The organism is Thiorhodovibrio winogradskyi, from assembly GCF_036208045.1.
Lineage (GTDB): Bacteria > Pseudomonadota > Gammaproteobacteria > Chromatiales > Chromatiaceae > Thiorhodovibrio > Thiorhodovibrio winogradskyi.
Genome location: NZ_CP121472.1, coordinates 4352349 through 4377694, shown reverse-complemented (window position 1 = coordinate 4377694; position 25346 = coordinate 4352349). Strand labels below are relative to the sequence as shown.

Genomic DNA, 25346 nt, shown 5'->3' with positions numbered 1-25346 from the left:
CGACCGCTTCGGAGTGCGGCCGCCAGCAGTGCGCGCAGATGCGCGCTGGTCTCCGCTGCCGCGACCTGCGCTAAGATGACTTTCGGGACGGCAATGGTGTAGGACTGACTCACATGAACAAGGTGGCATGATTTTGGTGTTGAGGGAGCCGCGTGGCGCGAATCGCGCGCGCGGGTGGGGCTGTTTTGGTTGCTGGCGGCTGAGCGGTCATCCAGCGATGTTTCAGGAGCCCAGATTGTGCGCGTGTTGGAGCTGATAATCCATCAGCCGGGATACGCAGGCGATCACGCGCGCGCGCTGCTTGCCGCGGTGACGAACAAGCATGCACAGCGGTTGGCGCCGGCATTCTGGCATCGCAGCTCGCTTGATGGACCACCGTTGAACGGGCCGGCGCTGGTAAGGCTTGTGGGTACCCCGCGGCTGATTCGGCTGCTTGGGCTTGGTCAGGCTGGCGAGGCACTGCTGCTGGATGCGGCGCCGTTGATCATGCGCGCGCTGGCGTCTGAGTTTGGCCATTACCCGAGCGGTGAATACCGCGAGCATCACTTGCGCTGTCGGGCGCGTCGCTCGCTGGTTTGCTACCAGTGCTCCAGCTTCGTGTTTAATCTCAAGCCGACGCAGTGGCGTGGTGGCGCGATTCTGGATGATCGGGAAGCGCTGATGGACAAGATCCGCGAGCGCCTGGACTCGGCGCTACGCCAACAGACGGCCTGGGCTGGGTACGCGCTTGATGCCGCCTTATCGGTGAGCGATGTGCGGCTGCAAAGGGTTAGTCAGGTGCCGATCAGCGCCCAGCGCTATCAGCCGCGTGTGGCGGTGTGCTTTGCCGTGGCTGCGGATTTGTCGGGACCATGGCAAATCGGTGCGTTGCAGAGCCGGGGGCATGGGTTTGTTCGGTTGTTGGGCGCGGCCGATGAGCGATGGCAGCCAGCGCTCTGATGGAGAGCGCGAGCCATCTTGCTCGGCTGGGTCTCAAGCTGCCGCCCGGGGAGGCGCCATCGGCCGCTGAGGCGTATGTCTGTAGTGCCTGCCAAACGACACAGGCGGCAGGTCGCCCGCGCAAGGACTGGAAACCGAAACCCTACAGCTTTACGGACTGGCTGGCACTGCGTCCGGGTGTGCAGGGCAGACTGTCCTTATGCGCCGATTGCCTGCCGTTCTTCAGCATGCCGGTGCTCTTAGCGACGCAGTCGCTGGTGGTCAACCGCGAGGGGGCTTGGTCGCTGTCGAAGGATGCGCATCGCGCTTGGTTTCTCACGACGCCGCCAGCGCCACCCTTTGTGGCGATGATTGGCGATGCCACGATGCAGCACTTGGTCTGGCGGGCGCGTGTCTCTTATAGTCGTGAGTTGATTGCCGTGCAAATTGGCCGTTCTAGCCTGCTGATTGATCGCCCCTGGATGCTAGAGGCGGTGCAGTGGGCGCGGCGTGCGGCGGAAATTGGTCGGGCGCTTGGGTTGCGGGTTGTCTCGCAGCATCCGTTTCAGCGCTTGAGTCGGCATCGGAACGACTTGAGTGATGTCGCGCATGGCAGTATGCGTGCCGATTATCTCGCCTGCGCGAGCGATCACCCGGAGTTACGCGACTTGCTCGCTCGTCTGCAGCAACTTGGCACCGGCGAGCTTTGGGCCTTGGCGCATCTGACCAAGCGCAAGCAAGAAGCGCCGAGCGCGCTGCCCATCGCCCGACCCTGGCTGGAATCCTGTGATGTCTGACTTCCAATCGCTGACCATTGATGGACTCTTCACCCTGCAGTCACCGCTGCATATCAGCGATCCACGCAGGGATTGCCGCTATGATGCGAAAACCCACCGGATTGTCTATCGCCAAAACGTCGGTTTTCCGCTTACGCGAACGCGCACCATGTCGTTTTTCATGCCGGGCCTGAGTGCCGACGATGACCAGGGCCGAAGCGGGGTGCTGACGGTGCCGGTATTACCGGCAGCAGGGTTGCGCGGGCGCTTGCGTCGGGCTGGGGCAAAGGAGCTTGAGGATGTCGTGGTGGGAGAGCATGGCGAGCAACTCTCCATGCAGGCCTACCAGGGCCTGCATTGTGGTGCCATCAGCGGCAATCCTCGCGGCGATCCACCGAAGCTCGACCAGGTGCGCGCCCTGCTCGATCATGTGTTTATTGGGCTTTATGGCGGGGGTGCTCGGCTCACGCCCTCGCGGTTGGAGGTGGCTACGGGAGTACCACTGATCCATGAGCTGATGGAGTTGGATGTGATTCCCCCGGAGTATGCCAGTCAGGCCATTGTGGCGAGCGATGCCTGGCGCTTGACGACGGTGCTGCCGATTGTGCGTAATGATGACTTGCTGTCTTTGCGCGATCTCCGGGCCGAGGGCGTGATCGCGGATTTCGCGACGGTGATGGAAGAGCAGTTTGTCGCGGAAACCGCGAGGCGTAAACAGCGTGTCAAAGGCACGGAGGACGCGGGTCAGGAAGCAGAAGCGGCGACAGCACGTGGCTTGCGCGCGATGAGCGCCGTTGAGGCGGTGTTGCCCGGGGTCAGCTTCTATGTCTGCTTCCACCTCAGTAGAGGGACTTTCGCGCAGGGAGGCCTGCTGATTGCGTCGTTACTGCAGCTGCTGCGCCAGAGCAGCGGCGGGCTCGGCGGTAAGCAGGCGGTCGGATTCGGCAAATTCACCCATCGCCTGCGTATCACCGTTGATGGTCAGCGCGGCGAGCCGTTCTCTGGCCGTGGCGCGGGCACGCAGATCAATGTCGACATGCCGCTGATCTGCCAGATGACCGATGCGGCTGATGCGGCGTTGATGGCGATCAGAGCCCAACCCTTGCATCAGCTGATCATGGGCGAGGCCAGCTAGGCCGTTGGACGACAGCGATGTGAGAGCTGTGGATGTGGAGGGGATGGTGCCCTTTCGGGTGGAATGGTCGCTGATCACGCCGATGGTCGCGCCAACGCAACCGATGCATCTCGATGCGCTGCTGGCCTGGGCGAGCGTTGATCAGGCCAATGGTGACATCGCAGCCCAGGAGGCGCTGCCACTTGCGCGAATGACACCTGTGGATGCGCCTGAGCGCTGGGTGTGGAAGGCCAGCCGGTTGCGCGGCGATATCGTGCATCGTTACCAGATGCCCATGTTCCGCGCCTTTGAACCGTGGCATTGGGGTGAGGATTTTGGGCGGATCTATACGAGCAGCAAGACGACGATGACAGGTGGCTCCGGCCCATACAAATCCTACAAGTTTCTGATTGAGATGATTGTGGTGCCCCGAGTGATGGCCTGGGGCGTAGGCGATATTGATGCGGTTGATCAACTGCTCCAGCGGGTGCGCCACCTCGGGCGCTTGCGGCGGCTTGACTGCGGTCGCGTCGGGCACTGCTGCGTTCGCGAAGACGCAGTGGCCCTTGAGGGTTGGAAAGAGCGTGTGCTTCCTGTTCCTGAAGCCGGCTATTACGAGGTCGCCCAAGGGATACGACCGCCCTACTGGGATCGTCATGGGCATACCCGCGCTTATCTGCCAGCAGGGCCGCTGTTCCCGGGGCTGGGGGAAACTGCCGCAGCCTCTGGTGAGCAGTTGATGCCGAGGGGCTGCCCTGACGGGCGGTCTTGAGGACGCGTAAGTCGGCGTATACGATGCCCCTGGGGATCAACGATTGGACCGAATTTTCTGGTCGGTCTTGAAGATGCAAATCCGCGTTTGCCAAACATACTCTTTGGCATGGTGCTTGGACCGATTTCTCTGGAGTCGGTCTTGCTCGGAATCCGCTCCTAACGCTCATGGCGCGGTGCCACCCCGGAGAATGAATCGAGTGGGATTCACGGTAATGAGGTTGGCGACCTTTGGCTTCGGCAGTTGCACCGCCGCATCGCGCGCAGCCTCGAATCGTCCTGACATCCGCTCGGTCTTAGAGACCGAACGAGGTGTGCCGGAAAATGTGCGGAATTGCGGTGGCGCAAGGCTTGTTGAGGCTGATTCAGGTTGGAAAACAGACAGCGCGGGCAGGGTAAGCTGTTGAAAATAAAGGCTCCTAGTTCCTTGCGCCGGACTGTTAATCAGTGGATCGCAAGTTCGAGTCTTGCTCGGGGAGCCAAATAAAATAAGGGCTTACGTCAATGCGTAGTAACTTCTCAATCTCTCATGGCACCACACCGGCCGCAGCGGCACGCTCGCGAATCATGCCTGGCAACGGCGGGATGTTGTGATGCCCTCCAATGCGATCACCGAGGTAGTCCCAGAAGGAAATGCCGAGCTTGCGGCAAGTCGTTTTCAGGCTGGCAAAGCCGTCGCGGCAGCGTTTGCCGAGTTCGCTGCGCGTCCCGCCGCTGATCTTGCGCCACTTCACATAGCCACGGATGTCACCCTCGGAGCCGTTGGTATGCAGCACGATCTCCGGGCGTTTTAGAACCAGCAGCAGTTTCTGCTTGTGACGGTGCAGGCGTTTGAGCGTCTGATTGAGGGTGGCAAAGGAGGTCTGCTCAGTGAAGATCGTCTCAAAGCGCGCCTCAAGGACCGGGATTAACGCGGGATCGGGATCACGCTGATAGGCCTTAAGGTCGGCATACAGATCCCAGATCTGCCCGCGCACCCGCAAGAAAAAGTTCGGGAAGAACTGGACAAAGGCAAAAGCCAAGGTCCAGCGCATCCATACCAAGATCGCCAACGCCCGGCGCGACTACCTGCATAAGACCACGACCACGATCAGCAAAAACCACGCGATGGTGTGCATCGAGGACTTGCAGGTTCGCAATCTATCGGCGTCGGCAGTCGGGACGCTGGATGCGCCAGGAACCAATGTCCGGGCCAAGTCCGGCCTGAACAAAGCGATCCTGGTTCAAGGGTGGTCCGAGTTTCGCCGGCAACTCGACTACAAGACGGCCTGGAATGGAGGACACCTGATCGCGGTACCACCGCAGAACACCAGCCGGACTTGCCTACGCTGCGGCCATGTCGCCAAGGAGAACCGGCAGACGCAAGCCCGGTTTGCGTGCGTGAAGTGCGGTTTCAAGGAGAACGCCGACCTGGTCGGCGCGATCAATGTTTTAAGGGCGGGACACGCCCGGCTAGCCTGTGGAGAGACTTCGCTCGTTGGAGCGTCGACCCAGGAACCCACCGAAGCGACTATTCGCGAGCTTGCTTGCGCGTAGCGCCGTAGGAATCGCTGTCCTTTAGGGCGGCGAGGATGTCAACAATCGACCAGGATTTCATCGGGATCTTCCAATTTTTCACCAGTGGCGGCGATGTGCTTGGCTCCAGCCTGGTCAATCGCGATCTATTGCGGCGAAATTTCGCGCTGTTGTTTGGCAATGCGCTTCGCGAGACTGCAGGGTTCGAGCGGATGTCACAGTTCCGGATCGAACCTTGCGGCGACCAGCATTAACCAAGGACATACGAATCCGCGTGAATTTTTCCCCACGCTCACCCACGGAGACTGCTGAACGCAGTGGCCGCACCCGGACTTCGGCTTGCGGAACTGCTGCACAAGAAGGTCGGAGGGCAGTCACGCGACAACCAGTTATACCTGGAAGGCGATGGTTGCCGCGCCTATGTGATGGGCATTATCCGGTGATGAACCGGCAAGCTTGATACAGTGTGCCGCTATTGCGGCTATTCGATTAACCAAACCACCCGATTGCCTCCGTGAGGCCTCGGGTTTTTCGTCACTCTTTTGCGTGCTGTACAGATGTTAATCGCCGTAATGCGACCACATGCTTAGAATTTTAACTTCTTTTTTCGAGTCGTCCACGCTGTAAACCAACCTGTGAGTGATATTGATCCGTCGCGAGTATAGTCCGCCTAGATTGCCGACGAGCTTCTCGTAGGGCGGCGGATTCGTATATGGATTCTGCTTGATAACAGCGATCAATGAACAGGCATTCGCCGCTAAACCGGCAGCCTGCAATTTGGCTTTGTCTTGTTTTGTTTTCTTGTGGTATCGAATCGAATACATTACCAACCAATACCGCTTTCATCAAAAAATTCTGAGTCATCGTCATGCTGTCGCCGCTCTAACTCCTCGGCGAGGCCAGGCACAGAATTTAGAAACATTGTCTCTTCAATGGAGCGCCAATCTTCTTCCGAGAGCATCACAACGTTCGTTCTTTTTCCGGTGATAAAGACAGGCTCATGGTTTTCGGCGGTTTTGTCCATGAGTCTGTACAATTCTTTTCGGGCATTGCTCGCGGTAATCGTAACCATTTTTCTCGTTCCCCTTCGGTTGCCGCAGCAGCGTACATTATCCCGTACGCACCGCGCAAGCGCAGCTAGCCCAACCTCGCCACCTGCTCGTAGAGCCGATCCCGATCGCTATGCGCATAGGTGCCCAAATCCTGTAAGGAACGGTGACGTGAGAGCGACTGCGCATCCTTGAGACTCACGCCGGCATCAATCCAATGCGTGATCCCGGTATGACGCAGCCAGTGAGGGGATGCCGCGCGCAGATGCTCGGCACCGGCGGGGTTATCCTCATCAATCTGTTCGGCGGCGAGCGTGAAGCCTGGCGGCCTCTGGCCAGTCCGCCGTCTGCTCGGCGCGCTCGACCTGGGCGAGCAATTGATCACAGCGGCGATGGTCGGCGGTCAGTGTGGTGAGGAAGGACTGGGACATGCGGATGTGCATCTACCGGGTGAAGAAAACGGCAAGCGCTCGGGTTTCGTCGGCGGCAGTGTCTCAGTCACAGCGAGGTGCGGGTCTTGACCCAAGTCAAGGGCAGGCTCCAGGCGCCGGCTCGCGGCCTCGGACCTTGGTCAAGCCAGGGTCAGATCATCGGGATCGCCAAGTCGGTGCAAGGCGTCTCGATCAAGCACGCGGATATGCTGGCCGCTCACGGCAATGATGTGTTGCTCGACCAGACGCCGGGTGATGCGCGACCAGGTTTCCGGCTTGATCGTCAGGCGCGAGGCCAGGGTTGACTTGGGCCAGGCCAGGGTCAGTTCGTCGGCACCCGCTGGCAATTCGGCGAGCAACCAGCGCGCGAAGCGCACACTACCCGAGTGCAGCGCCAGGTTGTCGATTTCGGCAATCAGCCCGTGCAGCCGCTGACTGAGGCTGCCGAGCAGGGCAAAACAGGTCCCGGGCGATTCGCGCAGCATGGCGGCGAAGTCGTCGGCGTCAATCGCCAGCAGCTCGGAGTCAACCAGAGCGGCGGCGCACACCGGATAACGCCCGGTGCCCATGAACATCAGCGCTTCGGCGAAGGTCTGGCTGGCGCCGATCAGTTCGATGATCTTCTCCTCGCCCTCGGAGGAGAACCGAAACAGCCGGATTTGTCCCCGGTGGACAAAGTAAAAATGCTCGGCCGGATCATCCTGGGCGAACAGCCACTGACCGGCGTCCAGACGCAACAGACGCGCCTTGGCACGCAAGCGATGGAGTTGCGGGTCGCTCAGTTGGGCGAGCAAGGGCGCTTGGCGCAGGGTGTCATCGGGCGGCATGAGGAACTCCGAAACACTTCGTGGATTCAACAATATAGGGTGGTTCTAGCCGGGGGCTTGGCGGCTTCCGAGCCGTGGTCATTGTGGCACATCGCCCGATCATCGGCAGACCAGGTAGCACTTGGTGCAAGCTGGCGGCTTGACTTGCATCAAGGAGATCAGGGCGCGGCTGGCTCAGGGTAAGCCGCCAGCTCAACCTCCAGAGACCTCGCCATGCACGCCTATCGACCCAAGAGTCTGAAGGATGCCCGCAGCGCCGCGCCCCGAAACGCCGACTCGCCGGTCGCGACCGGACAGCGCCTGCGGCGTGGATTGGGCCAATATTTTGGCAAGATGCGCGGGTCTACCCGTGGCTCGCCACCGCGCGTGAGTTGGAGAGAAATCCTCTGGTCCTGGATCGGCAGTGTGCTCGGCATCGGTGCTGTGGCCTGGCTGCACCAAGCCTGGTTCGCCGGCGAGGATCTCATCCTGCTGATCGGCTCCCTGGGCGCCTCGGCGGTGCTGGTCTATGGCGCGCCGCGCAGCCCGCTGGCGCAGCCGCGCAATCTGATCGGCGGTCACCTGGTCTCGGCCGTGGTTGGCGTGGCGGCCTGGCAACTGCTCGCCCCCTGGCCCTGGCTGGCGGCGGCCCTGGCGGTGGCCACCGCCATCGCGCTAATGCACGCCACCCGCACCCTCCATCCGCCCGGCGGCGCGACCGCGCTGATCGCGGTGATCGGCTCCGAGCAGATCCACATCCTAGGCTTTCTCTACTGCCTGATCCCCGCCACCCTGGGGCCGCTGATCCTGCTGCTGGTGGGGCTGGTAGTCAACAATCTTCCAGCGGGGCGGCGCTATCCCGAGACTTGGATATGAAAACGGCCTGATCGGCGGTGAAGGGACAGCCGCGACAGGTCGGCTGTCAGTGTGTCAGCCATAGCTTGCACGATGGCGTTTTTGGGCCAGAAATGTCAACCACGACTGACAAAATTTAGTTCCCGGATGAACTCGCTCGCCACCTGCGCACGCATCGCGAGGCCCATGGCCTGACCAAAAATGCGCTCGCCCAGCGCGCCAACAAGGTGCGCGAGGTGATTTATCGGCTTGAGCGTGTCGAGGATGTGACCGTCTCTTCCCTGTTGGCGGTCACTCGCGCGCTGGGACTGGCGGTGCGCTTGGAACCGGCCGGACTCCCGACCATGGAGGAGGTGGCGGCCCGTTTCAGGCTAGGCGACGAGGAGGGCGACGAGGAGGGCGACGAGGAGGGCGCCGCTGATGCTGCCTGAGCTGATTCGGAAACAGGAAGTAGACATTGGGGCAGCGCGGCAGGCGGGTCAGTTGTTGCGCACCGCGCTACGAGTTTTGCTACCTGTCCCCCGAGCCGGATCAACCCAGTGTCGCCTTGCTGATGCCGGCCAGTGCGCGACTCACCTGGCAGGATGGCGATCTGTTTCCGTGCAGATACCCGCTACGACGGCGGCCCTGAACTGGAAGACAATACCCTGGCGCTCAAGCTCTGGCGTGGCCGTCACCAGACCCGCGCTTATCCGACCAGAACGGAACTCGCGGCCTTCGGTCGCAAGGTCTGCGCCGTGGATCGACCAGAACCCATTCTTGACGCCATCGCCCAAGCCATGAGTGAGACCCTGCAACAAGCCAAAACTGAGGAGCGCATCCCGTCGACACTCTGGCACGCGATCAGCGAGGTCTGGGGTCGGTTACACACCGGTTGATCCGAGCCGCGGTTGATCCGAACCAGGCTGGGGTTTCTCCAGGCGGCGGTTTCGCTGTCAGCGCAGGCTACAATAGCTCCTCCATGCGAAACGCCGCCAGAAAGTCCTTGCGCAACAGCAGGCCAAGCAGCTTGCCCTGGGCATCCACCACCGGCATGCCGCGCCCGGGGTGGCGATGAAAAGCGCCGATCATGGTGCCGAAGCAGGCGGACTCATCGACCGTCACGGCAGGCGCGGTCATCGCGGCGCCGACGCGGGTTGCATAGCACTCATGGGTGAATGGGCCGGCTGCCTCGATCAGCCGCGCCAGCAGTTCGGGCAGGATGTCGGCGCCGAGCTCGCGCAGACAATCGGTCTCGGTCAGCATGCCGATCACCTTGCCCTCGGTATCCACCACCGGCAAGCCCTTGAGTCCCTGATCCGCCAGCGCCCTGGCTGCCTCGGCCAGGGATTGGTTGGGGGCGAGCGGCGCGATGCCGGTGCGCATCAGACGCCCGGCACGCACCCCGGCGAAGAGCCGCTCAATCGCCTGGCGATGGGCGAGATGGTAGATGGCCTGAAAGTCGCTGTTGGAAATATCGACATAGCCCGACAGATGGCGCATGGCGGCCTGAATGTCCTCCTCGGACAACGTTAGCTCGGGCAGTCCGTTGCCATCGGCGCCAAAGGGAGTGTGTCGGGCGGGCGGATCCAGGGGCAATGATGGGGGCATGAGCGGGCTCCTCGGCAGGGTGGCGCGAATGGTCGCAGACGGCTGACTGAGCGAGCAGCCTGGCGCGCTGGCGCCGGGAGTGCCTTGACTCGCATCAAGTATCGCAGCGGTGACCTGGTGATCCGATTCAGGTCAAGAAAAAATTGCCGCTGCCGGCAGCAAGATTGGCTCAACAAACGCCGTCACTCTGCGTAGGTAGTTCAGTCTCCCAAGAATTAGCCCCAAACCGCTCATGCAGTTTTTTGTCGGCACCAAGGCGCGTCGGCGGCGCTTGAGCATGGAATCGCCGAGATGCCTCTCGACCCAGTGCTCCACATCAATGGTGCGCACTGACTCCATCGCGTTGCGAATCACTGGCGCGGTCAAATCGCTCAGGAACCCTTCAGCAAGAAGCTGTGTGACAAGCTTGCAAGTAATTGATTCAGATGGTGCGCGAGGGGGGACTCGAACCCCCACGGATTGCTCCACTGGAACCTAAATCCAGCAAGAAAACCTAAGTCCTTTTGATTCAATGACTTGTCGCTTCCGTCCCCGCGCAAAAGTGACTCAAATGGACTCAATGGACACCAACGTGACGCGCTTGCGTCACGTTCCAGTCACGCCGTAAAGGCTCGCCGTAGCTAGCGCGAGTCGACACCGTCGCTAGGACTGCAAATCGCTTGCTGTGCGTTCTACCATGCCGGGCGCGAAGGGGGGCTGTCAAATTTAACCAAGACTGAAACCCGGACCGCTTCTAAGATGAAGCGGCGGTTGTTGCCGAAGACGATTCCGCGTAAAGCCCGCAGAACTCCGCTAACCTGTGACAGGCTGCGATCATCGCACGCGCGTCGCTTGTTTCCCGTGCCGTCTCGAAGGCTTCGATGAACCCCGCGGCAATGGTGTCATGTGTTACGGCAAGTCGTTGAGCTACTTGCTCGCGCTTCCGCTGAATTGCCACCGCGATGTCAGGTTTTGCAAGTAACTCGGCTGCTGTCTGCCTGGCTGATCTGGCTGCATACCCAGCTCTTCGCGCCGCTGCCGCGCCGTTCTGATCGACGAGGTACTCACTGATAAATCTTTCCCTGCGTGCTGTCATGTCCGCTAAGTTATCTCTTGTTCCAGATGTGGCACACGGCCCACGAACCTTCTGAACCTCTTTAAAAAGAATAACATACAGAGCCGACAAGCGGTTGCTCGGAAAAAAATTCCACCTCCGTCTACTAGCAACCACGCACTTCCTTGTCTACACTTGACTGATGTGAGGGCACGGCGACGTCACTGTTGCTCGACTACGCAGACCAAAGACCGCAGCTGCTGAGGCCCGCGCAAAATCGCTGGCTAGGCCCCCGGCAAAAAACCACAAAACCACGGTTTTCCCACAACATCTGCAACCCGACCCATGCCTAGTGACGAACTCAAATCCGAACTGCGCGAAAATTACCAGCGCATTGAAGAGGTTCTAACCGGCATGGACGCCTACATCACCCATCTGCACAACACCATCCGCTCGCACGAAGACCGCATCGCCACACTTGAAGGGCAACTCGCCTCCCTGGTCGCTGCCATGTCTGGAGCCGCTGAACCTGCCCCCGATCTTGGTCTAAAGCTGCGATGAACGCCGACTACCTCGACCCCCTGCTGGCACGCTACGAGCCCCTTATCGATACCAACATCGACGCCGTCAAGCGGCTCAGGGAACGCTACGCGCAGTATCGTTCCAGCCGATTGCTCGACCTCGCCGCCGCTGCCGCCGCACTGAGCCTTAACGACATCGCGTCCGCCGATCCGCTCGTCTTGCGGGCCATCCAGGATACCAACCCCCATTTCGACGCCTCTCAGCTCAGCAGTCTGAGCGATGCCCAACTCATGGGGATCCTCTCCAGCGCCAAAGGCAAATACTTCGAGTACCTGCTCGCCGACAGCTTAAACAAGGGCGAACAGGTGGGAGACCTGCTGCTACCACCAGGCTACCAAGCCGTCGTGGCAGAACACCTCAGCCAACCCGGCTGGGATCTGCAAATCCTGGCTCCAGACGGGCAGATCAGTCAGTACCTCCAAGCCAAGGCCACCGACAGCGCATCCTATGTGCTCGACGCTTTGGAGACTTACCCAGACATTCAAATCCTCGCCACCTCGGAGGTCGCCAGCCATTTCGGCCCCGATCAAATGGTGCTGGATACCGGGATCTCCGATGCCGATCTCGAACAACTGACGCGAGATGGGCTGGAAGTCACTGGCGACAGCCTCCTGGACAACTTCTGGCACCAATTCAACCCACTGCTTCCCTTGTTGCTGATCGCGGCCACCCAGGGCTATCAGGTCATCATGGCCAAACAAACCATCGCCGATGCCGCCGAGGTCGCCGCCGCTCGCGCCGCGCGCGCTGGTACGGCATTGGCGGTTGGTGCTCTGATCAAGGTCTTCACTGACAGCATCGCCTTAGGCATCGTCGGCGCATTTGCCATCGGGCTGTTTTTCGACGAGCTGCAAAGCATCGACGACCTCGTCGCCTTCGTGCGCAAGAACAATCGGCGCATGGCCAGACGCGCCGCCTTCTACCGGCAGCAACTTGGCCTTGGGATAGCCTGAATGGGCTTCTTTTTCGACCTCGTCGGCGGCATCTTCAACGCCTTCGTCCAAGTTGGGACGGCAGTCGCCAAGGCCACGCAAGAGGTCGCTCGCGAGGTCGTCAGTGCAGCCAAAATCCTTGTAGACAAGATCGAGAAATCGGCAAGAGAGCACCGGGACCGGACGGTTAAAGAGAAGCTCCTCGACGAACGCGCGGGAATCAATGATGAGCTAATCTCTCTAAAGCGCAAACATGAGGAGCGCGGTCTCCTACCAGCCGAACATCATCGTCATGCTGAGCTTCGCAAACGGCGAGATCAGATCAACCAGAAACTCCGCGAACTCGACCTATCTGAACGCCCGGAACCTGCCTCGCAACAGCAGGAACAGACGGAACGTCAGCTCCAGCAGATCAACGAAGAGATCCTTGCCCTACGCAAGCGCTACTTCGACCGAGGCGGACTAACCGAAGCCGACCGACAACGCTCGCGTCAACTCACAGCCGAGCGCGCTCGGCTTTCCCAAGAGCTTGGTACTCTCGACAAGTTCAACAACGCTGAGACCATCGTCCGCGAGGAGAAAGACTACCAAGTCATCAACATCGCCGACAGCACCACCCACATTCTTCAGTACCACGTCGGCCAGAGCACCTACAACAAAGCCTGCCCCGTGTGTGGGAGGCCGATGGTCCTTCAGTGGCGTCGCGATCAAGCGACTGTCCAAGCCAACGAGGTTTTCTGGGGTTGCTCCGGCTGGTACCACATCGATGCACATAACCATCGTGCTTGCACCCAAACCGCGAGGCTCAGTCCTGAAGACCTGAGCTTATTTGCCAATCGCAACCGGAAAGAGTTTGAATTGACCCCAACCGAGTTAGACGGTCATGTTCGCAGCCCGCAAAGGGCTGCTCGCTTGCAGCAAGTGGTTGAGAGCATCCGTAGCCAGCAGAACAAAAGCAGCATGGGTATCGACGGCTACCGCTGTCCGATTCATGGTGAACGCTTGCGCTTGCGTTCCAAACGCGATGCAACCGATAACATACTGGACCGCTACTTTCTCGGCTGTCCGCGTTGGCTACCGAATAACCAAGGTTGCGGCTTTCTCGTCAAGCTAAAGTCACCCGCCCAGCTTGCAGCCGTCGTCAATGCGCAACAGCACCAAAGTATGTTGAGCATCATCGACTGACGGTAAAGACACAGCAACATGATTCGGGTCACTTCACCGCCGTTAGTCGAGCTATCCAAACTGAACCCACCATTGTCAGCTGGCGAACGCCTGGTCATTGATTTCTTCAACCGGCATTTATCCCCTGAGTGGGAGTTTTACATCAAACCCCACCTCAACGGACTTCGGCCCGACATCGTTCTACTGCGCCCGCAAGCCGGGATCGCTATTTTTGAAATCCGTGACTTCGATCTAGACAGTAACCCGGATGCCTTGGAAACAGGTGATACCTATTTGACCGGTAACCCCAATACCGTCCAAACATCAAAGCGCCGCAATCCCGTCCACGAGTTACATCTCATCAAGACCGAGCTTGCCAACCTCTACTGCCCACGGCTTGCTGGGAACAAATCAATATCCGTGATTAGTGCAGGCGCGATATTTCCCTTTTCTAGCCATGGTGCCGTGCAACAGATACTCGGTCCCACGCTTGATAGGTATGGCATGCGGGCCGAAGCAGCCATGCCCTACTACCCGATCTCAGGGAAAGAACCACTCGCCGCGAACGACGTTAAGTTTGTTTTCCCGGAAGCATACCGCAGTCGTTCAATGTATATGAGTCCGGAAACCGCTCAGGATCTGCGCAGTTGGCTGGTTGAACCGGATCATTCAGATGAAACGCGTGACCGGTTGGAACTCGATAGCAATCAGATACGTCTTGCAACAACCCGCACATCGAGTGGCTTTAGACGCATAAAAGGCCCGGCTGGGTCGGGTAAGTCCTTGGTACTCGCCGCTCGTGTCTCCGACCTTGTTGCACAGAACAAAAGCGTACTTGTCATCACCTTCAATCTCACCTTGATCAACTACCTCCGTGAACTTGTGATTCGTTGTCCAGAATACAAAGGGAATGCGGTTTCCAATGTGACTTGGTACAACTTTCACTACTGGTGCAAGATCGTCTGCGAGAAGACAGGCCATCAGGGCCGGTACCGCAGTTTATGGAAAAGGGCCATGGATGAGGAAAGCCCAGACCCATGCAGTACTGAGGATGTGTTGAACAAGTTGCTGCCAGAATTGGTCGCCGAATGTATTGACCGCCATCCGGGCCACTTGGTGCAGAAGTATGATGCGATCTTGGTCGACGAGGGGCAGGACTTCCTTCCAGAGTGGTGGGCTGTCCTGCGCAAAGTCCGCAAGCCAGATGCTGAGATGTTGCTCGCTGCTGATGTCACCCAGGATGTCTATCAAACAGCATCCACTTGGACCGAACAAGCGATGCAGGGTGCTGGCTTCACCGGCCCTTGGGTCCGGTTGGATGTCTGCTATCGGCTACCACAAAACTTAATCGACATGGCCGGCCGATTCGCCACCTCACATCTCAAAGCAGAAGATATTGATTTACCCACAACAACAGACAGGCTGAAGAACCCTGAACTGGATCTCTACCCATGTCATCTGCGCTGGGTACAAACTCCAGAAGCAGATGCCATACAAAGATGCCACGAAGAATTTCTGCGTTTATCACCTCAGGCCGATCCTCAACTGCTTGCGATAACCGATATCGTCTTTCTGAGCGACTCGCAACAGGACGGAGAGGCTTTCGTTAATACATTAAAATCAACAAACATTAACTGTTCGCATACCTTTAGCGGGAATAGCCGTGATGCCAGGAAAAAGAAGCAACTCTTCTTTATGGGTCATGCCACAAACAAAGCGACTACAATCCATAGCTTCAAGGGCTGGGAGGCGCGCGCCATCGTACTACTGATCGGCGCGAGGGTAACCGCTCGCACGCCGGCCTTGGTCTACACCGGCCTGACACGCTTAAAACGCCACCGCGAAGGCAGCTGGTTGACAGTCGTCTGCGCGGCTCGAGAATATCGGGAATTTGGACGGAGCTGGCCAGACTTCCAGGAGCTTGGCCCGCCGCGTCATCAGCCATACAGCAGATCACAACATCATGACGATCACCCAACTCCAACAACAGATCACCCAACTGCCACCAGATAAACTGCGCTACTTCGCTGACTGGTTCGAGGACTACCTCGATGCGCAGTGGGATGACCAGATCGAAGACGACGCGCGCGCGGGCCGCCTTGACGAGGCTGGGCGGCGCGCGGATGCGGACTTTGAAGCTGGTCGCTGCACACCACTTTGAAACACTTTGCCACGTCGGACTTCTGGGCGCGGTACCATCAGCTTCCAGCAGCGGTGCGCAAGGTCGCGGATAAGCAGTTCGCGCTGTTGCGCGAGGATCCGACACACCCGTCTCTGCGGCTCAAGCGCGTCGGACCTTTCTGGTCAGCGCGGGTCAGCCGAGGTTATCGTGCCCTGGCCAAGGAACGCGCTGAGGGTCTCGTCTGGTTTTGGATCGGCCCGCATCGCCGGTACGATCAGATACTGGCGCAGCCGCGTACTGGCGAGCATTAGCGATCCGTCACGGATCAGGCTGGCGTGATCGGCCGCCATTCGTCCCTTGCACCCTTTCCCTGAATAGCCCCTCGCCAAGGAGTCACCATTGGCCTCGCTTGATGATCTGATTGCCCAAGTCTCCGAGCCGCGCGTGCGTGAGCAGCTCAAGCGCGAGTGGGCGGAGGTGCGCAAGACGCGCCAGTTTGGCCTGGTGTTCGACCGTCATTTACCGGAGTTGGTCCCGCTGCCCAAGGTCACGCCCAGGCGCGGTGATCTAGTCGCAAAGAAAGGCGCGTCGCTGACTGACCGCTGGCGGGTGCGCCGGGTGCGCGACGGGGTGGCTGAGTGTGTGCGACCGGAGGGAACCGCCGATGCCGGCGCGCGCTTTGACTGGCCGCTGGCGGATCTGATCGTGGTGCGGCAGTTCGGCGAGCCGATTTTCCCCGCGCTGACTCCCATGGATCAAGTCCAGAACGGTCCGGCCGATGCGCCCTGGCATTGTCTGATCGAGGCCGACAATTACCATGCATTGCAATTGCTGGGCTATCTCTATGCCGGGCAGGTGGACTGCATCTATATCGATCCGCCCTATAACACCGGAGCGCGGGATTGGAAGTACAACAACGATTATGTTGATGGGAATGACGCCTGGCGACATTCCAAGTGGTTGTCCTTTATGGAGAAGCGGTTGCGGTTGGCAAGAATACTCTTGAATCAACGACGAGGTGTATTGATCGCCACAATTGATCGAAATGAGCTTCACCATCTCGGTATGCTTTTGGCTGATATATTTCCTGATAGCAATCGTCAACTGGTATCTATTTGCATCAACCCTAGCGGGTCTTCGGGAGAAGGATTATCACGCGTTGAGGAATACGCTATTTTCTGCTTTCTTTCGGATACCGAGCCTTGCTTCGTGGCAGATGATATGTTGCTGCCGCAGTCGGAAAAACGCTCGTCTCATATACGTTGGTAAGCTTTAATGAGAGGCGGTACATCATGGTACCGGAAGCATCGTACCAATTTATGTTATCCAGTTGTTATTGACTCATCCGGAACCCAAATCATCGATGTTGGACTACCAATGGTCTTTCATGACGACGAGACATTAGATGTCCAGGAGGAGCGCAATCGAGAGCTTGAGAAAAACGGTAACTTACTAGCTTGGCCTGTACGAAATGATGGGAGATTGGGTATATGGCGAGTAGATCGAAATAGGCTGAAGTATCTAGCAAGCAGAGGTTTCGCTTATGTTTCTTCACGAGATAATTCGCGCGGTACTTGGACCATAAGATATTTGCTAGAAGGCACAGTTAATGCTATTGACGAAGGCGAAACCATCGTTCTCGGTTATGGGGACAGGAAAGAAGCGCGATTAGAACGACGGACACCTAAGCGGTATGTTGCGCGTACAATATGGTTTAGAGGTCGACATACTGCCGGGGGCAGTGGTGGTTCTAAACTTCTTGAATCCGCACTTGGCTCGCGGAGCAAGTTTTCTTTCCCAAAATCGGTTTATTCGACAAAGGATTGCATCGAAGCTGCTATCGGTGATCGAAAGGGGGCCTTAGTCCTCGACTTCTTCGCCGGCAGCGGCACCACTCTAAACGCCGTCAATCTTCTCAACGCCACGGACGGCGGTCAGCGCCGCTGTATCCTGGTCACCAACAATGAAGTCTCTGGTGACGAGACCGAAGCCATGCGCGCTCGCGGACTGCAACCAGGGGATGATGCCTGGGAAGCCGAGGGCATCTGCCGCTCGGTCACCTGGCCGCGCAGCAAGTTCACCATTCGCGGGCAGCGCGACGATGGCACCCCACTGCACGGTGACTATCTGACCGGCGGCACGGCGGAACGCGAGCGACCGCGCCGCATCGTCCATATTGGCTTTGTCGACCCCGCCGCGCTCACCACCGCTGCGCGCAAAAAGCAACTGGTCGCGCTCCTGCCTGGCCTGCCGCAAAAGCTCGCGACCGAGGACGACGCCTTCATCGTCTCGGAGGAACATACCACCAGTGTGCTGTTCGATGAGACGGCGGCCGCTGACTGGCTCGATGCGCTGGCGGGACAAGAGCAGATCACGGACCTCTATGTCGTGGCCACCACCAAGAAGGTCTTCGACCAGATCAAAGCCGAGGTGCACAACCTGCTCGGCCCCTTGCGCTTGACCGAGGAAGAAAAGCGCCCGCTCGCCGACGGCTTCGCCGCCAATCTGGCCTATTTCCGCCTGGATTTTCTCGACCAACATCGCGTCGCACTCAAGCGCGCCTTTCACGAAATCCTGCCCTTGCTCTGGCTGAAAGCCGGAGCCATCGGCCCGCGCCCCGCGTTGCCGACCGATCAGCCCGAGCCCGCCTTCTTCGCACCGGCGGCCAATCCTTTCGCGGTGCTGCTCGATGAAGGTGCCATGCAGCCGCTGTTGCAGGCCCTCGCTGGGCGCACCCAGTTGCGCCTGCTGTTCATCGTCACCGATGCCGAGGAGGCGTTCCAGGAATTATCCGCCGAGGCACGCGCCCGCCTAGCGCGCACCAATCCCGAACTGGAAACCGTCCAGCTCTATCGGGATTATCTGGAGAACTTTTTGATCAATATCGACCCCGCGCAGGCGGCGCGACGGGAGGCCGGCGCATGAAATTCGAGCTGTTCGATTTCCAGGAGGCCGCGCTCGAGCAGTTGCGCATCCGCGTCAAACAGGCACGCGAACTGGCCAGCCCGGACTACCCGCAGGCGATTTCTTTCTCCGCCCCGACCGGCAGCGGCAAGACGGTGATGATGGCCGCGCTGTTCGAGGACATTCTCTTCGGCGCCCTGGGCCTGGAGGCCCAGCCCGATGCCTCCATCCTCTGGCTGTCCGACATGCCCGAGCTGAACGAGCAGACGCATCGGCGCATCAATCAGGTGTCGGATCGCATCGGCGAGCAGCGCCTGCTGACCATCGACGCCGATTTCGACCGCGAGCGCTTGGAGCCGGGGGTGATTCACTTCATCAACATTCAAAAGCTCGGCAACGACAAGCGCCTGACCCGCCAGGGCGATGGGCGGGCTTACCCGATTTGGAGCACCTTCACCAACACCGCCCGCTTGGCCCCGGAGCGCTTCTACCTGGTTATCGACGAAGCCCATCGCGGCATGACCAGCGCGCGCAATCTCAAGGAAGCCCGCACCTTGGTGCAGCGTTTTCTGCTCGGCCATCCCGCCAGCGGCCTGATCCCGATGCCGCTGGTCATCGGCATCTCGGCCACCCCCAAGCGCTTCGTCGATCTGCTGGAACAGGCGCCCCACACCCAGCACAAAGTCACGGTGCCAGTCGCTGAGGTACGGGCTTCGGGCTTACTGAAGGATCGCGTGCCGATTCACCACCCAGACGCGGCGGGTGAGGCGGAAATGACCTTGCTTGAGGAGGCCGCCCGCACCTGGCAGCAGATGCGCCACGCCTGGGATGCCTACTGCACGGCTGAGAACGAACCGCAGCGCGTCTGGCCAGTGCTGGTCGTGCAGATTGAAAACGGCACCGACACCCAGACCTCGCGCACCGATCTCGCCGCCGCCATCGCCGCCATCGAGCGCGCCACCGGTGTGCGCCTGCGCGAAGGCGAGGCCGTGCATGCGCTGCACGACTGCGGCGACCTGGCGATTGGTGATCACAATATCCGCCGGGTGGATGCCTCGCGCATCGACGAGAACAAAGACATCGGCGTGGTGTTCTTCAAGACCAGCCTATCGACCGGCTGGGACTGCCCGCGCGCCGAGGTGATGATGTCCTTCCGGCGCGCCGAGGATCACACTTACATCGCCCAACTGCTCGGGCGCATGGTACGCACCCCGTTGGCCCGGCGCATCGAGCGCGATGCCGCGCTGAACGACGTGCATTTGTTTCTGCCGCACTTCGATGCAGAGGCCGTCAAGGCCGTGATCGCGGATCTGAATAACGTCGAGGAAACACCCCCGGCAGAGACAGGGTCCAGCCGCGAGCTGGTGATCCTGACCCGTCGGCCAGGGACCGAAGCCATCTTCGCCGCCAACGCAGCGCTCATGACCTATCGCGTCAATGCGGTGCGCGCCCAAAGTCCGATCCGCCGCTATGTCGATTTAGCCCGGCGCTTGAACATCGACGACATCGAGCCATCGGCTTGGAAGCAGGCCAAGCAGCAAATGATCGCTTGGATGGAGCAGGAGATCGACCAGCTCAAAGCCGACGGCCGCTACGCCAAGGCCGAAGCGGCCATCACCCGGGTCAAGGTCACCACCATCACCGCCGAGGCTGATCCAGACAACCCGGAGATGCTCGGCAGCGGCCTCACCACACCCGTGCGTGACTACGAGTTGGATGCATCCGAGGCCGACATTGAACGCCAATTCGCCGAGGCCGGCCGCACGTTCAGCAATGCCCTGCATCAAGCCTATTGGCAAGCCCACGCCGAGCGCGATGCCCTGGAGGTGAAAGTCGAAGCCATTGTGCTGAGCCGACAACCGCAGTGCATCGCCGATCTGGAAGCCAAGGCCGAAAGCGCCTTCAATGCCCTCTATGATCAGCACAAGCAGGCCATCGGCAAGCTGCCTGAACGAGAACGACAGCGTTACAACAAGCTGCGCAGAGCAACGGCAAAACCCAAACCAGAACCTTGGTGTTTAGACGAGTCTATTCCCTTTCGTCGCAGCGACAAGGCACCCGCTTACGACAAACACCTGTACCTGGAGGAAGACGGCCAGTTTCGCGCCGACCTCGGCACCTGGGAACACGACCTCCTCGAACTCGAACTCACCAAGCCCGAGGTCGTGGCCTGGCTGCGCAACCTCGACCGCAAGTCCTGGTCACTGGAAATCCCCTACCAAACCGGCGGCGAGATTCGCCCCATGTTCCCCGACCTCGTCATCGTGCGGCAGCAGACCGCCGCCGACGGCACCGTATCCGGCTACCTCTTCGACATCCTCGAACCCCACGACCCCAGCCGAGGCGATAACTTCGAGAAAGCCATCGGCCTCGCACGCTTTGCCGAAGAGCACGGGCACTTGTTTGGAAGGATTGAACTCCTGCGCAAAGACAGCAGCGGGCATTTTCACCGGCTTGAACTGAACGATACCAGTATCATCAACAAGATCCTGCTAGTGACATCCAATCCGCAGTTGGATGCGGTGTTTGAAACGTGCTGCGTTATAGGTAACTGATACGGGTGTTGATTAGGTGGTAACCAGGCATCACGATGAAAGCCAACGACTATCGACGCGGGTATCACGACGGTCTGCGCGTGGCTATTACCTGGCTTCATGCACGAGCGCGGGAAATGAACGACCCCCACGCCAAGGCCATCCTCAACACAGCCGCCTTTCACTTCGGCGTCGAGGTCGCCGAAATGCGGCGGAAGTTTCCGATTGCCGAAGAATCGACGGGACAGGAGAGCGAGTCCTGATCTCCCGTCGTCCGCGGCCGTGTCGCGAAGCCATGCTCGGGGCTTGAGTGAGGCGCTGACGATGCAGACATCTCATCCGAGCGATGACCGACCAGCGGCCACGCCGTTACTGGACTTGCCCGCCCGTCTGGGATGGCAAGCGCGCTATGCCTGGATATGTTTTGCCGATCCGCCTTATGTGATCCTGCAAGCGACGCTAATTTTTCCGCTGTGCCATCCCGAACTCTTCGCGCGCGACATCGTCTGTGACAGCTTCAGTTTGCTTGATTCGCTGGAGCGACCGGGCGCGCACTGGATCTTGACATCTACCTGCGGGATCGCGGACGACGCCGGACTGGAAGCCCCGATTTTCGTCAGCCATCCATACCGACAGCAAATTGTCTGGGAAGTCGATCTCAAAGGACTTGCACCAGCCCTGGACGACTCGTTGAACGACAAGGATGGTTTTATTCGCCTGACCTTTGAGCGATGTCAGTATGAAGCTGAACTGCGCGCGTTGGTTTGCGAGTTGCGCGAGCGCGCAATCAATCCGGTGCCCATTGAGGCGATGTCGGAGACCTATGGCGTCGAAGCGCTGCAACGCGAGTATTCGCATCTGGCGCCATTTCAAGTTGATGAGTTGGAACCCAGTATCGGCGGGATGGCGCTGGAACGCTTATTGGATCTCGATCTCGACAACCTCCCGGATCCATCGCCGCTGTGGTCGGCCGGGACGCTAATCGAATTTGGCTTTTTCGAGGTTGACGATGGACATGATTTGATACGGGTCAATGGCGCGGTGCCGCGGCCTCTCTCCTGGCCTCCCCGCTATTTCACGCGCTGGGAAGCCTGGCGCGCCTTCCATCGCTGGGTTGATTTTATCCAACGCGGTTTTTGGCTTGGTCATCATGGCTGCGTCGTGCCGCCAAGGAGCGAACAGAATCGGTTTTTCCTGCTGCAAGAATCGCATCGGGCGCTTTGTCATGCCGCCGGTCGGCATCTGGCGGAGGTAGTTCAGCGTGATTATCAGGAAGGCGAGACCGCGCCGGGCGTCATGGTCCGCTATGCCGAATGTCCGCTGGACGTTGCCGAACGGAAGAACTGAGCGGGGCTGGTTGCTGACCGCTGCAAATCTGCCAATCCAATACGACCGACACACTCGCGCCGTGGTCAATGGGGTATACCCGAAAAACCCCGCGGCCCTGGTCCGGTCGGCTCGCATCTCGACCGTTGCATCCCGTCCAGTCCGGACGCTGGACACCCTGCCGTATTGACCGTCAGGGCGGCTATCGCGGCGAGAATTGATCGACCAAGGTTTTTTTTGGATCAAAGCAGGGGTGAATCCAATGCCGATGAAGACGCCTGATAAGAGTGGCGCGCCATTGCAAGATAACGAAGGCGGAACAAGGCGAGCAAACAAGGCTGCGGTTAAAGCTCGGCGTCGCCTGACGCGCCGATGTTCCTTGCGTCGCTGGCCCGCGCCTCAGCGAACGAAACTCTCACCCAGTCAGGAATGGATCACCAGGGTTGGTGCTGGCGGCGACCGCAGCGGGATTTTGCCGCAAGGACTGAGACAAGATTAGCACATTAAGCTTCAAGAAAGCCGAGATCGGCAGCGCCGATGCTCAAGGCCGATGCGCTTGACCTCAGTTGGAGACCGGCTGGGCGAAATGGGGCCTGGGTCGAATTGCTTAGAAAATCCGTCAATTTGACCTTGCCAAACTGACATTGGCCCTTCAGTTCTCACAACGTGAAAAGGTATCAACGCGAATAAGGTACTTCTTCTCCCGAAGGTATTTCCCGGGGCTGCATATCAGCATCTCTATAGAATTGTCATGTTGCAAGAGATCATTCTCATTGAAGGGTATGGGCATTGAAACCGAAGGTTTGCATTGAAACCAGTATTCCAAGTTACTTGTGCGCCAGACGCAGTCGTGACTTGATTGTGGCGGGAAATCAGGAAATGACCGCGGAAAGGTGGGATGATCGCGACCGGTTTGACTTGTATACATCGGCACTGGTTATTCTGGAAGCTGGCGCCGGAGACCAGGCGGCGGCACAAAAAAGACTTGAGCAACTGAAGAATATTCCCGAACTTGATGTCACGGAAGATGTCGAGATTTTTGCGGGGACCCTCATCCAAAAGGTGCCTTTGCCCGAGAAAGCAAAAATTGACGCATTGCACATTGCGGTCGCCGCATTGAACGGCATGGATTATTTACTCACCTGGAATTGCGCACATATTGCAAATGCTGTTTTGCGCCCCAAGGTCGAGGCGGTTTGCCGGGAATTCAGCTATGAACCGCCGACAATCTGCACACCGCAGGAATTAATGAGGTATGACTGATGTGGAAAGACCCTATCGTAGAGGAAATCCGTAAAACTCGCGAAGAATACGCCGGTCAGTTTGGCTATGACCTTCACGCGATCTGTCAGGATATCCGCGCAAAACAAGGGAAAACCGGGCGGCCTGTCGTTTCTTTGACGGCAAAACCCGTAAGACCGGTAAAAATGATGGCCAAAGTCGCCTAAGTTGCGGCTCGCAACCCGGTAGCCCTGCGTCGCCCATGAGCCGGTGATTCGTCTCCCGCTCAAAGTGGAGATGAATAAAAACAAACCGACCGGGATGGATTAATCCCATAACACAGAAGCGCTCGCTTCTTTCCCAAAGCTGTTCAACCGGGGCCTTTATACCAGGCCGTTTAAAACGCGAGATCCAAATCACTTTGCATGTGGTAGCAGATCTCCAATAACAGCTTTAGACAGCCTTGCTGCCCGCCCACCCGAAATCCCCCATCCCCGGGAACTGAAACCCCACCCCCCACTTCGGATTTCGGTTTCGTGTTCAAGCACCGGAGTCCCAAGCCCCTGGCGGGCCGAATGCGTTTCAGCGCGCGTCATCCCATGACAACCAAGCAGCGCTGGTTTTAGCGACACAGCTCACCCGTCCCGAACCGGTCCGCGCCTGGCGGCGCTGGTGAAGGGGACGGTCTGCGTCACCGTGCATTCTCCTGCGCACTGAGCCCCAATCCGACGCACCGCCACAGTACCCTTGACCTGCCTCTCTCCACCGCAACAACGGCTGTGCTGCCTTTCGCATAGCCGAAAGATGCGCTGGCGCGCCCTGGGAGAAGGGGCGTGTCGCCCTCGCGTCCAATCCATCCTCAACCTTCGGGGCGGCCCATGGTGTCAGTTCCCAATGCCATGGCGATCAGCCATGCGCTGTTCATGGCCGCCGAGGCCAAGCGCGCCCGGCTCGATCGCCACCTCAACCGCCTGCATCGCCGCGCCCTGGCTGACCTCAGCCGCTTTCTCGGCGATGAAGTCCGTTTCTTCGACGGCCGGTTCGTCAGTCTCGAGCAGGTTCCGTTTTAACCCCGTCTTTCTGGAGATCCAACCATGTCTGGTATCAACAAAGTCATCCTGATCGGCAACCTCGGCCAAGACCCCGATCTGCGTCAGTTGCCCAGCGGCGATGCGGTGGCCAACCTCAACCTCGCTACCAGCGAGCGTTGGACGGATCGCACCACCGGCGAGCTGAAGGAGCGCGCCGAATGGCATCGCGTGGTGCTGTTCGGCCGTGTCGCCGAGATCGCCGGTGAGTACCTCGGCAAAGGCTCGCGCCTCTATGTCGAAGGCCGCCTGCGCACCCGGCAATGGACCACGCAGGAAGGTCAGATCCGCTACAGCACCGAGATCGTCGTCGATCAGCGCGGCGTCATGCAGATGCTCGACGGGCATGCGCTCGCCACCTCTGCACCGGTTCCCGCACCGACAACCGATGCAACTGCCCCGCCGGCACGCACCCGCAAGCGCGCGCCGGCGAAGTCCACCAAGGCCGGACCCGCGCCCCGTGAGCCAGTCGCTGTCGACTTCGATGACGACTTCCCGCCCTTCTAAATCAACCAAACCCCTCGCCAGCCGCCACCGAGCGGTCTGGCTGGGTGCATCGGAGTGAACCCTCATGTCCAAGCAACCGACCACCATCACCGCAGCGCGTCTGTCCAT

At 59.4% G+C, this 25346-nt stretch carries 31 protein-coding genes, 1 tRNA gene and 1 pseudogene; 25 read left to right on the top strand and 8 right to left on the bottom strand.

Annotated elements, in window-relative coordinates; translation table 11 throughout:
- Positions 1-243 precede the first annotated feature (243 nt).
- Genes Thiowin_RS20050 through Thiowin_RS20035 form a run of 4 tightly spaced genes read left to right on the top strand, consistent with a single transcriptional unit; the run spans position 244 to position 3580 of the window.
- Positions 244-939 carry a hypothetical protein gene (locus Thiowin_RS20050; RefSeq protein WP_328984732.1) on the top strand — a complete coding sequence of 232 codons (696 nt, stop codon included), beginning with the start codon at positions 244-246 and terminating at the stop codon, positions 937-939.
- Complete coding sequence (gene csf1 / locus Thiowin_RS20045; protein ID WP_328984730.1) at positions 921-1715, top strand: type IV CRISPR-associated protein Csf1; 795 nt, start codon at positions 921-923, stop codon at positions 1713-1715. The genes Thiowin_RS20050 and csf1 overlap by 19 nt, the downstream gene beginning before the upstream one ends.
- Positions 1708-2829: a type IV CRISPR-associated protein Csf2 gene (gene csf2 / locus Thiowin_RS20040; RefSeq protein WP_328984729.1), complete on the top strand. Its 1122-nt coding sequence runs from the start codon at positions 1708-1710 to the stop codon at positions 2827-2829. The genes csf1 and csf2 overlap by 8 nt, the downstream gene beginning before the upstream one ends.
- 43 nt (positions 2830-2872) lie before the next feature.
- Complete coding sequence (locus Thiowin_RS20035; protein ID WP_328984728.1) at positions 2873-3580, top strand: hypothetical protein; 708 nt, start codon at positions 2873-2875, stop codon at positions 3578-3580.
- Positions 3581-4106: 526 nt separating this feature from the next.
- Here the strand turns inward: Thiowin_RS20035 and Thiowin_RS20030 are convergent.
- Complete coding sequence (locus Thiowin_RS20030) at positions 4107-4601, bottom strand: hypothetical protein (RefSeq protein ID WP_328984727.1); 495 nt, start codon at positions 4599-4601, stop codon at positions 4107-4109.
- Between Thiowin_RS20030 and Thiowin_RS20025 the strand changes: the two genes are divergently transcribed.
- Positions 4543-5115, top strand: a complete 573-nt coding sequence (locus Thiowin_RS20025) for an RNA-guided endonuclease InsQ/TnpB family protein (RefSeq protein WP_328988136.1) — start codon at positions 4543-4545, stop codon at positions 5113-5115. The genes Thiowin_RS20030 and Thiowin_RS20025 overlap by 59 nt on opposite strands.
- A gap of 35 nt (positions 5116-5150) precedes the next feature.
- Positions 5151-5348 carry a hypothetical protein gene (locus tag Thiowin_RS20020; RefSeq protein WP_328984726.1) on the top strand — a complete coding sequence of 66 codons (198 nt, stop codon included), beginning with the start codon at positions 5151-5153 and terminating at the stop codon, positions 5346-5348.
- Positions 5349-5654: 306 nt separating this feature from the next.
- Here Thiowin_RS20020 and Thiowin_RS20015 read toward each other — a convergent pair whose 3' ends face one another.
- The 4 genes from Thiowin_RS20015 to Thiowin_RS20000 form a co-directional block, all read right to left on the bottom strand.
- Positions 5655-5918 carry a Txe/YoeB family addiction module toxin gene (locus tag Thiowin_RS20015; RefSeq protein ID WP_328984725.1) on the bottom strand — a complete coding sequence of 88 codons (264 nt, stop codon included), beginning with the start codon at positions 5916-5918 and terminating at the stop codon, positions 5655-5657.
- Positions 5918-6166, bottom strand: coding sequence for a type II toxin-antitoxin system Phd/YefM family antitoxin (locus Thiowin_RS20010; RefSeq protein WP_328984723.1), 249 nt, complete (start codon positions 6164-6166; stop codon positions 5918-5920). The genes Thiowin_RS20015 and Thiowin_RS20010 overlap by 1 nt, the downstream gene beginning before the upstream one ends.
- A 65-nt stretch (positions 6167-6231) precedes the next feature.
- A complete protein-coding gene (locus Thiowin_RS20005) occupies positions 6232-6528 on the bottom strand; it encodes a tyrosine-type recombinase/integrase (RefSeq protein WP_328984721.1) in 297 nt (98 codons plus the stop codon).
- Positions 6529-6714: 186 nt separating this feature from the next.
- Positions 6715-7401, bottom strand: a complete 687-nt coding sequence (locus Thiowin_RS20000) for a Crp/Fnr family transcriptional regulator (protein ID WP_328984719.1) — start codon at positions 7399-7401, stop codon at positions 6715-6717.
- Positions 7402-7614: 213 nt separating this feature from the next.
- Here Thiowin_RS20000 and Thiowin_RS19995 point away from each other — a divergent pair, with 213 nt between their 5' ends.
- The 3 genes from Thiowin_RS19995 to Thiowin_RS19985 all read left to right on the top strand — a co-directional run bounded on the left by Thiowin_RS19995 (position 7615) and on the right by Thiowin_RS19985 (position 9113).
- Positions 7615-8256: an HPP family protein gene (locus tag Thiowin_RS19995; protein ID WP_328984717.1), complete on the top strand. Its 642-nt coding sequence runs from the start codon at positions 7615-7617 to the stop codon at positions 8254-8256.
- 143 nt (positions 8257-8399) lie between these two features.
- Positions 8400-8666: a transcriptional regulator gene (locus Thiowin_RS19990; protein WP_408034239.1), complete on the top strand. Its 267-nt coding sequence runs from the start codon at positions 8400-8402 to the stop codon at positions 8664-8666.
- A gap of 153 nt (positions 8667-8819) precedes the next feature.
- Positions 8820-9113: a hypothetical protein gene (locus Thiowin_RS19985; RefSeq protein ID WP_328984715.1), complete on the top strand. Its 294-nt coding sequence runs from the start codon at positions 8820-8822 to the stop codon at positions 9111-9113.
- Between the two features lie 67 nt (positions 9114-9180).
- Here the strand turns inward: Thiowin_RS19985 and Thiowin_RS19980 are convergent, their stop codons facing one another.
- The 3 genes from Thiowin_RS19980 to Thiowin_RS25465 form a co-directional block, all read right to left on the bottom strand.
- Positions 9181-9825: a CBS domain-containing protein gene (locus tag Thiowin_RS19980; protein ID WP_328984713.1), complete on the bottom strand. Its 645-nt coding sequence runs from the start codon at positions 9823-9825 to the stop codon at positions 9181-9183.
- A gap of 426 nt (positions 9826-10251) precedes the next feature.
- Positions 10252-10362 (bottom strand) — tRNA-Leu (locus Thiowin_RS19975).
- Between the two features lie 196 nt (positions 10363-10558).
- Complete coding sequence (locus Thiowin_RS25465) at positions 10559-10900, bottom strand: terminase small subunit (RefSeq protein ID WP_408034238.1); 342 nt, start codon at positions 10898-10900, stop codon at positions 10559-10561.
- A gap of 303 nt (positions 10901-11203) precedes the next feature.
- Between Thiowin_RS25465 and Thiowin_RS19970 the strand changes: the two genes are divergently transcribed.
- From Thiowin_RS19970 to ssb, 16 genes and pseudogenes are all read left to right on the top strand, one after another.
- Entirely contained in the window at positions 11204-11419 is a 216-nt protein-coding gene (locus Thiowin_RS19970) for a hypothetical protein (protein ID WP_328984711.1), read from the top strand.
- On the top strand, positions 11416-12393 hold the full coding sequence (locus Thiowin_RS19965; protein WP_328984710.1) for a hypothetical protein: 978 nt from the start codon (positions 11416-11418) through the stop codon (positions 12391-12393). The genes Thiowin_RS19970 and Thiowin_RS19965 overlap by 4 nt, the downstream gene beginning before the upstream one ends.
- Complete coding sequence (locus Thiowin_RS19960) at positions 12394-13557, top strand: hypothetical protein (protein ID WP_328984709.1); 1164 nt, start codon at positions 12394-12396, stop codon at positions 13555-13557. It begins immediately after the preceding gene.
- 18 nt (positions 13558-13575) lie between these two features.
- Positions 13576-15549 carry a UvrD-helicase domain-containing protein gene (locus Thiowin_RS19955; protein WP_328984707.1) on the top strand — a complete coding sequence of 658 codons (1974 nt, stop codon included), beginning with the start codon at positions 13576-13578 and terminating at the stop codon, positions 15547-15549.
- The gene (locus Thiowin_RS19950) at positions 15500-15697 is read left to right on the top strand and encodes a hypothetical protein (RefSeq protein ID WP_328984706.1); all 198 of its coding nucleotides are present in this window, start codon (positions 15500-15502) and stop codon (positions 15695-15697) included. The genes Thiowin_RS19955 and Thiowin_RS19950 overlap by 50 nt, the downstream gene beginning before the upstream one ends.
- Entirely contained in the window at positions 15694-15969 is a 276-nt protein-coding gene (locus Thiowin_RS19945; RefSeq protein ID WP_328984705.1) for a ParE family toxin-like protein, read from the top strand. Before Thiowin_RS19950 ends, Thiowin_RS19945 begins: the two co-directional genes overlap by 4 nt.
- 133 nt (positions 15970-16102) lie before the next feature.
- Positions 16103-16927, top strand: coding sequence for a DNA methyltransferase (locus Thiowin_RS19940; RefSeq protein WP_328984704.1), 825 nt, complete (start codon positions 16103-16105; stop codon positions 16925-16927).
- A 6-nt stretch (positions 16928-16933) separates the two neighbouring features.
- Positions 16934-17518 (top strand): annotated as a pseudogene (locus Thiowin_RS19935) (hypothetical protein); the annotation flags it as partial.
- A gap of 132 nt (positions 17519-17650) precedes the next feature.
- The gene (locus Thiowin_RS19930; protein WP_328988201.1) at positions 17651-18583 is read left to right on the top strand and encodes a hypothetical protein; all 933 of its coding nucleotides are present in this window, start codon (positions 17651-17653) and stop codon (positions 18581-18583) included.
- Positions 18580-21117, top strand: coding sequence for a DEAD/DEAH box helicase (locus Thiowin_RS19925; RefSeq protein ID WP_328984703.1), 2538 nt, complete (start codon positions 18580-18582; stop codon positions 21115-21117). The genes Thiowin_RS19930 and Thiowin_RS19925 overlap by 4 nt, the downstream gene beginning before the upstream one ends.
- 35 nt (positions 21118-21152) lie before the next feature.
- Positions 21153-21359, top strand: a complete 207-nt coding sequence (locus Thiowin_RS19920; protein ID WP_328984702.1) for a hypothetical protein — start codon at positions 21153-21155, stop codon at positions 21357-21359.
- Positions 21360-21420: 61 nt separating this feature from the next.
- Positions 21421-22443 carry a hypothetical protein gene (locus Thiowin_RS19915; protein ID WP_328984701.1) on the top strand — a complete coding sequence of 341 codons (1023 nt, stop codon included), beginning with the start codon at positions 21421-21423 and terminating at the stop codon, positions 22441-22443.
- 768 nt (positions 22444-23211) lie between these two features.
- Positions 23212-23685: a type II toxin-antitoxin system VapC family toxin gene (locus Thiowin_RS19910; RefSeq protein ID WP_328984699.1), complete on the top strand. Its 474-nt coding sequence runs from the start codon at positions 23212-23214 to the stop codon at positions 23683-23685.
- Entirely contained in the window at positions 23685-23870 is a 186-nt protein-coding gene (locus Thiowin_RS19905; protein WP_328984698.1) for a hypothetical protein, read from the top strand. Before Thiowin_RS19910 ends, Thiowin_RS19905 begins: the two co-directional genes overlap by 1 nt.
- A 651-nt stretch (positions 23871-24521) precedes the next feature.
- The gene (locus Thiowin_RS19900) at positions 24522-24713 is read left to right on the top strand and encodes a hypothetical protein (protein WP_328984697.1); all 192 of its coding nucleotides are present in this window, start codon (positions 24522-24524) and stop codon (positions 24711-24713) included.
- Between the two features lie 24 nt (positions 24714-24737).
- Positions 24738-25238 (top strand): single-stranded DNA-binding protein, encoded by a 501-nt coding sequence (ssb, locus tag Thiowin_RS19895; protein ID WP_328984696.1) that lies wholly within the window; start codon positions 24738-24740, stop codon positions 25236-25238.
- Positions 25239-25346 lie beyond the last annotated feature (108 nt).

Excerpts from the sequence above, each read along its gene's own strand:
- csf1 (WP_328984730.1), top strand. The coding sequence starts at position 921 with ATGGCAGCCAGCGCTCTGATGGAGAGCGCGAGCCATCTTGCTCGGCTG.
- csf2 (WP_328984729.1), top strand. The coding sequence starts at position 1,708 with ATGTCTGACTTCCAATCGCTGACCATTGATGGACTCTTCACCCTGCAG.
- Thiowin_RS20035 (WP_328984728.1), top strand. The coding sequence starts at position 2,873 with ATGGTGCCCTTTCGGGTGGAATGGTCGCTGATCACGCCGATGGTCGCG.
- Thiowin_RS20020 (WP_328984726.1), top strand. The coding sequence starts at position 5,151 with ATGTCAACAATCGACCAGGATTTCATCGGGATCTTCCAATTTTTCACC.
- Thiowin_RS20015 (WP_328984725.1), bottom strand. The coding sequence starts at position 5,918 with ATGTATTCGATTCGATACCACAAGAAAACAAAACAAGACAAAGCCAAA.
- Thiowin_RS20010 (WP_328984723.1), bottom strand. The coding sequence starts at position 6,166 with ATGGTTACGATTACCGCGAGCAATGCCCGAAAAGAATTGTACAGACTC.
- Thiowin_RS20000 (WP_328984719.1), bottom strand. The coding sequence starts at position 7,401 with ATGCCGCCCGATGACACCCTGCGCCAAGCGCCCTTGCTCGCCCAACTG.
- Thiowin_RS19995 (WP_328984717.1), top strand. The coding sequence starts at position 7,615 with ATGCACGCCTATCGACCCAAGAGTCTGAAGGATGCCCGCAGCGCCGCG.
- Thiowin_RS19985 (WP_328984715.1), top strand. The coding sequence starts at position 8,820 with ATGGCGATCTGTTTCCGTGCAGATACCCGCTACGACGGCGGCCCTGAA.
- Thiowin_RS19980 (WP_328984713.1), bottom strand. The coding sequence starts at position 9,825 with ATGCCCCCATCATTGCCCCTGGATCCGCCCGCCCGACACACTCCCTTT.
- Thiowin_RS25465 (WP_408034238.1), bottom strand. The coding sequence starts at position 10,900 with ATGACAGCACGCAGGGAAAGATTTATCAGTGAGTACCTCGTCGATCAG.
- Thiowin_RS19970 (WP_328984711.1), top strand. The coding sequence starts at position 11,204 with ATGCCTAGTGACGAACTCAAATCCGAACTGCGCGAAAATTACCAGCGC.
- Thiowin_RS19965 (WP_328984710.1), top strand. The coding sequence starts at position 11,416 with ATGAACGCCGACTACCTCGACCCCCTGCTGGCACGCTACGAGCCCCTT.
- Thiowin_RS19960 (WP_328984709.1), top strand. The coding sequence starts at position 12,394 with ATGGGCTTCTTTTTCGACCTCGTCGGCGGCATCTTCAACGCCTTCGTC.
- Thiowin_RS19955 (WP_328984707.1), top strand. The coding sequence starts at position 13,576 with ATGATTCGGGTCACTTCACCGCCGTTAGTCGAGCTATCCAAACTGAAC.
- Thiowin_RS19950 (WP_328984706.1), top strand. The coding sequence starts at position 15,500 with ATGACGATCACCCAACTCCAACAACAGATCACCCAACTGCCACCAGAT.
- Thiowin_RS19930 (WP_328988201.1), top strand. The coding sequence starts at position 17,651 with ATGCGCGCTCGCGGACTGCAACCAGGGGATGATGCCTGGGAAGCCGAG.
- Thiowin_RS19925 (WP_328984703.1), top strand. The coding sequence starts at position 18,580 with ATGAAATTCGAGCTGTTCGATTTCCAGGAGGCCGCGCTCGAGCAGTTG.
- Thiowin_RS19920 (WP_328984702.1), top strand. The coding sequence starts at position 21,153 with ATGAAAGCCAACGACTATCGACGCGGGTATCACGACGGTCTGCGCGTG.
- Thiowin_RS19915 (WP_328984701.1), top strand. The coding sequence starts at position 21,421 with ATGCAGACATCTCATCCGAGCGATGACCGACCAGCGGCCACGCCGTTA.
- Thiowin_RS19905 (WP_328984698.1), top strand. The coding sequence starts at position 23,685 with ATGTGGAAAGACCCTATCGTAGAGGAAATCCGTAAAACTCGCGAAGAA.
- Thiowin_RS19900 (WP_328984697.1), top strand. The coding sequence starts at position 24,522 with ATGGTGTCAGTTCCCAATGCCATGGCGATCAGCCATGCGCTGTTCATG.
- ssb (WP_328984696.1), top strand. The coding sequence starts at position 24,738 with ATGTCTGGTATCAACAAAGTCATCCTGATCGGCAACCTCGGCCAAGAC.